This window comes from Frankia sp. AiPa1, from assembly GCF_023243075.1.
GTDB lineage: Bacteria > Actinomycetota > Actinomycetes > Frankiales > Frankiaceae > Frankia.
The window spans coordinates 51,614-59,861 of sequence record NZ_JALKFZ020000163.1 but is presented as its reverse complement, the minus strand read 5'-3'; the positions used below and the strand labels follow the sequence as shown (position 1 = coordinate 59,861).

At 71.3% G+C, this 8,248-nt stretch carries 7 protein-coding genes; 5 read left to right on the top strand and 2 right to left on the bottom strand.

The genetic code is table 11. The features are described 5' to 3' along the window. The first annotated feature begins 235 nt into the window (after window positions 1-235). Window positions 236-1,144: a Dyp-type peroxidase gene (locus tag MXD95_RS19075; protein ID WP_250642027.1), complete on the top strand. Its 909-nt coding sequence runs from the start codon at window positions 236-238 to the stop codon at window positions 1,142-1,144. A 198-nt stretch (window positions 1,145-1,342) separates the two neighbouring features. On the opposite strand, the gene MXD95_RS19070 is transcribed toward MXD95_RS19075, so the two are convergent. Next, on the bottom strand, window positions 1,343-1,834 hold the full coding sequence (locus MXD95_RS19070; protein WP_250642026.1) for a winged helix-turn-helix transcriptional regulator: 492 nt from the start codon (window positions 1,832-1,834) through the stop codon (window positions 1,343-1,345). A gap of 103 nt (window positions 1,835-1,937) precedes the next feature. Here MXD95_RS19070 and MXD95_RS19065 point away from each other — a divergent pair, with 103 nt between their 5' ends. After that, window positions 1,938-2,795, top strand: a complete 858-nt coding sequence (locus tag MXD95_RS19065) for an NAD(P)H-binding protein (RefSeq protein WP_250642025.1) — start codon at window positions 1,938-1,940, stop codon at window positions 2,793-2,795. Between the two features lie 310 nt (window positions 2,796-3,105). Here the strand turns inward: MXD95_RS19065 and MXD95_RS19060 are convergent, their stop codons facing one another. After that, window positions 3,106-4,044, bottom strand: coding sequence for an AraC family transcriptional regulator (locus MXD95_RS19060; protein WP_374122076.1), 939 nt, complete (start codon window positions 4,042-4,044; stop codon window positions 3,106-3,108). A 61-nt stretch (window positions 4,045-4,105) separates the two neighbouring features. On the opposite strand from MXD95_RS19060, the gene MXD95_RS19055 reads away from it, so the two are divergent. The 3 genes from MXD95_RS19055 (at window position 4,106) to MXD95_RS19045 (ending at window position 8,217) form a co-directional block, all read left to right on the top strand. After that, window positions 4,106-5,365 carry an amidohydrolase family protein gene (locus MXD95_RS19055; protein ID WP_250642024.1) on the top strand — a complete coding sequence of 420 codons (1,260 nt, stop codon included), beginning with the start codon at window positions 4,106-4,108 and terminating at the stop codon, window positions 5,363-5,365. Between the two features lie 216 nt (window positions 5,366-5,581). Beyond that, window positions 5,582-6,889: a CaiB/BaiF CoA transferase family protein gene (locus MXD95_RS19050; RefSeq protein ID WP_250642023.1), complete on the top strand. Its 1,308-nt coding sequence runs from the start codon at window positions 5,582-5,584 to the stop codon at window positions 6,887-6,889. Further along, a complete protein-coding gene (locus tag MXD95_RS19045; RefSeq protein ID WP_250642022.1) occupies window positions 6,886-8,217 on the top strand; it encodes a CoA transferase in 1,332 nt (443 codons plus the stop codon). The genes MXD95_RS19050 and MXD95_RS19045 overlap by 4 nt, the downstream gene beginning before the upstream one ends. Window positions 8,218-8,248 lie beyond the last annotated feature (31 nt).

The window sequence follows — 8,248 nt, the reverse complement described above, 5'->3', positions numbered from 1 at the left end:
GCATCCCGACGAGGTGGCCGCGGCCACAGAGGACGCCCATGTGCACATGTACGGAGGCATCGCCCGCAAGCCCTGACTGCTCGCCGTGCGCGGTTCGCGCGCTCGGTCCGCGGAAGCCGCACCCCACGTCACAGAGCCGCGATCTCGCTGGAATGATCAGCGTGAGCCAGGTCGGGTACTGTCGGGCACGCGCCCAGGGCGCGATGCGGTCGAGACGGTCTGGAGGACGGTTCGCGTGACACAACCGGGGATCTTTGGTCTCGGCGCTCCGGAGCACTGCTACCTGGAGTTCTCGCTGTGCGAGGGTGTCTCGCCCGCCCAGCTGGTCAAGGCGGTCGCGGGCCTTGCCGGCCCGCTGTCGACCGGGGGTGGGGTCAACCTTGTCGTGGGCTTCCGCCCGGAGCTGTGGGCGCAGGTCGCGCCGGCGGACGCGCCGCCCGGCGTCCAGGGCTTCACCGAGCCGATCGTCGGAGCCGACGGCTTCCAGATGCCCGCCACGCAGCACGACGCCTGGGCGTGGATCGCCGGCGGCGACCGGACCTCCGTGTTCAACAACAGCCGGGACGTCATCGCCGCCCTCATCGGGCTCGCCACCGTCGCGAGCGAGGTCACCGGATGGGTGTACGAACACGACCGTGACCTGACCGGATTCATCGACGGCACCGAGAACCCGTCGCTGCTGGTGGCCCCTGACGTCGCGCTGGTCCCCGACGGGCCGGGCGTTGGCGCCAGCGTCCTGCTGTTCCAGCGCTGGAAGCACGACTCCGATGCCTTCCGGGCTCTGTCGGTCGAGGAGCAGGAACGCGTCATCGGCCGCACCCGGGCCGACAGCGTGGAGCTTGACGAGGACGTCATGCCGGCGACCTCGCACGTCTCGCGGACCGTGGTCGAGGAGGACGGTGAGGAGCTGAAGATCTTCCGTCGGAACACCGCGTACGGCACCGCCACCGAACACGGCACCCTGTTCGTCGGCTTCTCCCGTGAGCGGCGGATCCTGGACATCATGCTGCGGCGGATGGCCGGCGCCACCGACGACGGCCTGCGCGACCAACTCACCCATTTCTCCACGCCACACAGCGGCGCCTACTACCTCATCCCCTCGGTCGCCGCCCTCGTCCAGTTCGCCCCCGAGGACAAGGACTGATACCTGATCGCCGCGCTACCCGGCCTGGGCCGCGATGCCTGTCTTCCGCTGGAAATCACATCTCGAGCCCGCTCAGGCGAGGACGCGCTCGCTGTCGATGGTCGCCTTCTGACGCCGGCAGCGACCCAGATCGTGACGTGCGGCACGGTGTTGCCGATGTTCCTGTAGACGGAACCGGCCCCCGAGCAGTGGAGACCGTCAACGGTCGGGGTGCTCGGCGTCGTAGCGCCGCCGGGCGGTGAGCACGTCGGCCCCTCGGTCCTCGATCAGCGCGACGAGGTGGTGCAGCAGGACGGCGACCTGTTCGCCGAGGTCGGTAAGCGCGTACTCGACCTTCGGCGGGATCGTCGACCGAACTTCTCTGGTCACGAACCCGTCACGCTCGAGCGCGTGCAACGTCTGGGCCAGCATCTTCTCGCTGACCCCGGCGACCCGTCGGCGCAGCGCATTGAACCGCGTCGGACGTCGGCCGAGCCCGCCCAGCACGAGCACGCCCCACCGTCCGGTCACGTGGTCGAGGATCGTCCGGGACGGACAGTTCGGGTCGAAGACGTCGAACGCCAGCGCCGCGAACTCGCGGGTGCTGGCCGGGTGCTCGTCGTCGGACGGCGCCACCGCGGCGCCGTCCGGAATCGTCAGGGCCTCGAACGCCGTGACGGCGGCGGTGTCTGCTCCGCTCCCTGCGGTCATAGCTGATGCTAACTCATCGAGCGCACCCCCACGTGGTTTGCGCTTTCGAATCGAAAGTGCCATCGTTGCGTGCAGCACTTACCGAATCGAGAGGATCGACAACATGATCGTCGTTACCGGAGCCACCGGGCACCTCGGCCGTCTCGTCGTCGACGAGCTGCTGCGTCGCGGTGTGCCGGCGGCCGAGCTCGCCGTCGTCGTCCGCACCCCTGCCAAGGCCGCCGGCCTCGCCGAGCTCGGCATCGACGTGCGCGCCGGTGACTACACCGAGCCCGCCAACCTGGCGGCCGCATTCGCCGGCGCAGAAAGGCTGCTGTTCGTCTCGGCCACGGGACCCAACTCCGAACGCGTCACCAGCCACCGGTCCGTGGTCGAGGCCGCCGCGACAGCCGGCGTCGGGTCGATCGCCTACACCTCGATCGCGGACGCGGACAAGAACCCGATCGAGCTTGCGGACGTGCACCGCGACACTGAGGCAGCGATCGTCGCCTCCGGCCTGCCCTACACCCTGCTCCGCAACAACTGGTACTTCGAGAACTACACGGCGACCCTCGCCGGCGCCGTCGAGCGCGGCGGCATCGTCGGGGCCGCCGGGAACGGGCGCCTCGCCGCCGCCTCCCGAGCCGACTTCGCCGCGGCAGCCGCAGTGGTGCTGACCGAGGCGGGCCACGAAGGCAAGGTCTACGAACTCACCGGCGACTCCGCGTGGACCATGGCGGAGCTGGCCGCGACCGCCGCAGCGCACTCGGGCACCCCCGTCGCCTACACCGACCTGCCCGCCGAGCAGTACGCCGCGGTGCTCGCCGACGTCGGGCTGCCTCCGTACATGGTCGACCTCCTCGTCGACGCCGACCTCAAGATCGCCGAAGGTGCGCTCGCCGACGTCACCGACGACCTACGCACCCTGATCGGCCGACCGACCACCACGCTCGCCGACGCCGTCGCCGACGCCCTCAGCTAGAGTCGGGCGGGTTCGGACGGGCGAGCCCGAGGTCGTGGGCGCGGATCCCGGCGAGGAGTTCGCCCGGGTGGGTGTCCTCGAACTGGCGGCGAGTCAGCGACGGGCGGGTGCGGTGTCGTTCCGCTGCCGACGAGCTGGGGTATCACAGACCGATCGCAGGCGGCGGAGCGGTACACACGCCGAGGTGGACCAGACTCATCGCGCCCTGGCGCCCAGGCAACCCACTCCGCCCATCCGACGTCCACACCGCGTCGGCTGGTCCTGATCGTCCGGATTCGGCTGGGTCGGGGCGGGCGGTCGGGGCGGATGATCAGAAGCGGGTGGTCACCCGGCGCCGGTAGTCCGACGGGCTCTCGCCGCAGTGGCGGGTGAAGGCCCGGGCGAAGGAGCTCGCACTGTCGAAGCCGACCGCGGTGGACACCTCCAGGACCGACGGCCCGGGCCCGGCGAGCAGTGCCATCGCGCGCAGCAGCCGGGCCCGGGTCAGGTAGTCCCGCCAGGACATGTGGAGCTCGGCCTGGAACTGGCGGCGCAGCGTGCGTTCGGAGACGCCGACGGCCCGGCTCACCTGCATGGCGGTGGCCGAGGCGAGGTTCCGGCGGGTGTGGGCGGCCGCCGCGGCCAGCAGGGGGTCGGCCGGGGTGGGCAGGTCGAGCGGCGCCTCCTGGTCGAGGGCCTCGTCGACCAGATGCCCCAACGTGCGGAAGAAGCCGTCGACCACGGGGTCGGGCCGGGCGTGGGTGATCGGCCAGCGCTGCGCGTAGATCATCATTTCTCGGATGAGCGGCGGCACCGCGATGATGCGCGCCCGGTCGCCGGGCCGGGCGATGAGGGCCGGGTCGAACAGCACCGCCACCGAGCGCACCGAGGAGTTCATCGTCGCCGAGTGCTGCAGGCCGGCCGGGATCCACGCGGCCTGCTGTGGGGGCAGCAAGTAGTGGGCGGCGGCGGTCTCGACCTCGATCACCCCGCTGACCGCGTACTCGATCTGGTGCAGGTCGTGGCGGTGCCAGCCGGTGACCAGCGGCGGACCGTCGTAGACGTACGCGCCGCCGAGCCCGCGCCCGCCCCGGCGCAGGTCGATCGTGCCCTTGTCCATCTGGAAGTGGCCGGCCGTGGCAGGGCCGGGTGGGGCGTTCTCGGTGGGGGCGTGGCCGACCAGGCCGTGATGGGCCGCCCGGGATGCGTCCGAGCGGATCGGGATGGCCGTTTCGGCATCTCTTCTGGCCGATGATGCGGAGACGGTCATGGCTCGACAGCGTACAACCTAATGGGTGGGTATGCCGGTCACGGCACGAGAGGGGACTGAGATGGACATCAACGACATGGTGCTGGTAAGTATCGACGATCATGTGGTGGAACCGCCGGACATGTTCCGCAACCATGTTCCGGCCGCGCTGGCCGATCAGGCGCCGAAGGTGGTGCGCAACGAGCAGGGCGTCGACCAGTGGATCTACCAGGGTCGGGTCACCGGAGTGACCGGTCTGAACGCGGTGGTGTCCTGGCCGCCGGAGGACTGGGGCCTCGAGCCGGCGAAGTTCGCCGAGATGCGCCCGGGTGTGTACGACATCCATGACCGGGTGCGGGACATGGACCGTAACGGGATCGTGGCGTCGATGTGCTTCCCGACGTTCGCCGGGTTCAGCGCGGGTCATCTGAACCACTACAAGTCCGACGTCACCGTGCGCATGGTCGAGGCGTACAACAACTGGCACATCGACGAGTGGGCGGCGACCTACCCGGGCCGGTTCATCCCGTTGGCGCTGGTGCCGACGTGGGAGCCGCAGCTGATGGTGGACGAGATCCACCGGGTGGCCAAGAAGGGCGCCCGGGCGGTGACGATGCCGGAGCTGCCGCATCTGGAGGGGCTGCCGAGCTATCACAACCTGGACTTCTGGGCTCCGGTGTTCAAGGCGTTCTCGGACACCGGCGTGGTGATGTGCCTGCACATCGGTGCGGGCTTCGGTGCGCTCAAGCTCGCCCCGGACAGCCCGATCGACAACATGATCATCCTGGCCACGCAGATCTCCGTCCTGTGCGCGCAGGATCTGCTGTGGGGGCCGGCGTTTCGCAACTACCCGGATCTGAAGGTGGCGTTCTCCGAGGGCGGGATCGGCTGGATCCCGTTCTACCTGGACCGCAGCGACCGGCACTACACCAACCAGCGGTGGCTGCGCCGCGACTTCGGCGACAAGCTGCCCAGCGAGGTGTTCCGCGAGCACTCGCTGGCCTGCTATGTCACCGACCCGATCTCGCTGCGGGTGCGCAACGAGATCGGGATCGACAACATCGCGTGGGAGTGCGACTATCCGCACTCGGACTCGATCTGGCCGGAGGCGCCGGAGTTCGTGCTCAACGAGCTCAACGGCGCAGGCGCCACCGACGAGGAGATCAACAAGATTACCTGGGAGAACGCCTGTCGGTTCTTCAACTGGGACCCGTTCGCCGAGCTGCCGCGTGAGCGGGCGACCGTCGGCGCGCTGCGGGCGACCGCCACCGACGTCGACACCGCGATCCGTTCCCGCAAGGAGTGGGCACGCCTGTACGCGGAGCGTCACGCCGAGGTCTGACACCCGTCATCGTGTCCGGGTGGTCGCAGGTCCGAGCGGCCACCCGGGGCACCCCGCCGGGCCGCCATCCGGACCTCGGTGGGAGGTCCCGCCCCGCGGCGACAGGCGGCCCCGCGGCGACCACAGGTGGACCGACCTGTCCGGCGCTTGGTACACCCGTGGTCCGCGGGCATCGCTACGGACGTCGGGAGGCAGCACGTGGACGAGTCGCCGTACGTGAGCGGATCGCCCTGGGAGGAACTCGGCGCGCCCGCCGACCGGTGGGCGGGCTGCCCGCCCGACCTCGAGGCCCGCTCCGACGCCTTACGCCACATCCGGGTGTGCGACCTGTCCGGCCAGCTCGCCGGCGCCGGCGCCACTCGGCTGCTCGCCGCCTTCGGCGCCCAGGTCATCCGGGTCGAGGATCCGACGAACAAGGGCGGCTGGGACATCGTCCGCGGCGCTCCGCCGTACGTCGACGAGCGACGCGGCATCGAGTTCGGCGGCGCGTTCAACAACCACAACACCGAGAAACTCGGTGTCACCCTGAACCTGCGCACCGAGCGCGGCCGGGAGCTGCTGGAACGGCTGATCGCCGTCTCGGACGTGGTGACCGAGAACTTCGCCGGCGGGGTGTTCACCCGCATGGGCTTTCCCTACGAACGGCTGCGCGAGCTCAACCCGTCGATCATCTACGTCTCGAACAGCGGCTTCGGCGCCAGCGGCCCGTATCGGGACTATCGGACCTGGGGACCGATCGTGCAGGCGGTGTCCGGCCTGACGTTCACCAGCGCGCTGCCCGGCCAGCCCCCGGCCGGCTGGGGCTACTCCTACATGGACCACATGGGCGCCTACGCGGCGGCGATCGCCGTGCTCGCCGCGCTCTGGCACCGGGACGCCACCGGCGAGGGCCAGGCGGTGGACGTCTCCGCCGTCGAGGTCGGCCTCGGCCTGACCGGCACCGACATCCTGGAACGGCACCTGGCCGGCCTCATGCCGCGCGAGCCGGGCACCGTGCATGCCAACCGTGACCCGGGGATGGCGCCACACGGGATCTACCCGGCCCGCGGCGAGGACCGCTGGATCGCACTGGCCTGCCGGGATGACGAGGACTGGCGCCGACTCGCCGCGCGGATCGGCGAGCCCTGGGCGGCCGACGGCGCCCTGGCGACCGTGGCGGCCCGCCTCGCCGGCCAGGACGCGCTCGACGACCTGATCGGTGCCTGGACCGCCGGTTTCGACGCCGAGGAGCTCGCCGCCCGACTCGTCGACGCCGCCATCCCGGCGAGCCCGGTACGCACTGCGGCGCAGCGGATCGACGGGCCGCACCCCGCCACCCCCGACTGGGGCCTGTGGCCTACGGTGATCCACTCCCAGATCGGCGCCGCCCGAGTGGAGGGCCTGCCCGTGCATCTGTCCGAGACCGACTGGTCGCTGCGCCGCGGGGCGCCCTGCCTCGGCGAGCACAACCAGTTCGTGTTCGGGGAGCTGCTCGGCGTCAAGGACTCCGAACTCGCCGAACTCGCCGAAGCGGGTGTGCTGTGAGCGCCCCCGAGCCCGGATCGCGCGGGCCGCTGCACGGGCTGCGGGTCCTGGAGCTGGCCGGGGAGTTCTCCGCCTACCCGGGCAAGGCGCTGGCCGACATCGGCGCGAACGTCGTCGTCGTCGAACCCCCCGAGGGAGCCGCCGCCCGTCGGCGTCCCCCGTTCGTCGGCACCACGCCGCCCGGCCCGGCTCGTCCGGAGGGTGCGGCCGCCACCCCGGCTGGCAGGGCTGCACCGGATGGCACGGCTGCCCCGAACGGTGCGGACGGCCTCGGCTGGCGGCACTACAACACATCCAAGCGCGGGATCGTCCTCGACCTGACGGACGGTGCCGACCGCGCCCGGTTCGCCCGGCTGCTCGCCGACTGTGACGTGCTGCTGGAGAGCCTGCCCGCGGCCGGCACCGAGGCGCTCGGCCTCGACCCGGCCACCGTCGCCGAGACGTACCCGACGCTGGTCTGGGTGACGGTGACGCCCTACGGCCGACGGGCCTCGAGCTCGGCGCGGCCCACCACCGACCTGACGCTGCTCGCCGGCGGCGGGCCGGTGCAGGCCTGCGGCTATGACGATCACAGCCTGCCGCCGGTGCGCGGGGCGGGCGGCCAGGCCGCGCATGTCGCCGGATCGTTCGCGGTCGCGGCGGCGCTGACCGCGCTGCTGCACCGCAACCGGTCCGGCCGGGGCCAGCATGTCGACGTCAGCGTGGATGCGGCGCTCAACGTCAGCTGCGAGATGGCCACCACCCAGTACCTCGCCGACGGCGGCATCGTCGCGCGCCAGACGGGCCGGCACGCGATGGTGAACCTGACCAGCCAGACGCAGGTCCAGGCGGCCGACGGGCATCATGTCGTGCTCGGCTTCCCGCCCCGCGCGGCCGAGCACTACGCGGCCCTCGTCGAGTGGATCGACACGGTCGGGCTGCGCGACGAGTTCGCGGACGTGGTGCTGCTCGAGCTCGGCGTGGAACGGGGCGGGGTCTCGATGGTCGAGCTCGCGACCGATCCGCTCGCGATGCCGATCTGGAACTCCGCCCGCGATGCGATGATGCTCCTCGCCAGCCATCTGCCCGCCTACGAGTTCTTCCTGGGCGCCCAGCGTCGGGCGCTCGTCGCCGGATTCGTGGCGTCGCCGGAGGCGGCGATCCGCGACCCGCACCTGGTCGCCCGCGGCTTCGCCACCGAGGTCCCCGATCCGCGTTCCGGGCGCACCGAGCTGCACCCCGGCGCCCCCTACCGGTTCGGCCGCACCCCGTGGCGCATTTCCCGTGCCGCGCCGCACCTGGGCGAACACACCGAGTCGGTCCTCACCTCCGGCTGGGACAGCGGCTGAGCCAGTGCGCCGTCACGCCACGCCGTCACGC

Coding starts and splice junctions, on each gene's coding strand:
- MXD95_RS19065 (WP_250642025.1), top strand. CDS start 1,938: ATGATCGTCGTTACCGGAGCCACCGGGCACCTCGGCCGTCTCGTCGTC.
- MXD95_RS19060 (WP_374122076.1), bottom strand. CDS start 4,044: ATGACCGTCTCCGCATCATCGGCCAGAAGAGATGCCGAAACGGCCATC.
- MXD95_RS19055 (WP_250642024.1), top strand. CDS start 4,106: ATGGACATCAACGACATGGTGCTGGTAAGTATCGACGATCATGTGGTG.
- MXD95_RS19070 (WP_250642026.1), bottom strand. CDS start 1,834: ATGACCGCAGGGAGCGGAGCAGACACCGCCGCCGTCACGGCGTTCGAG.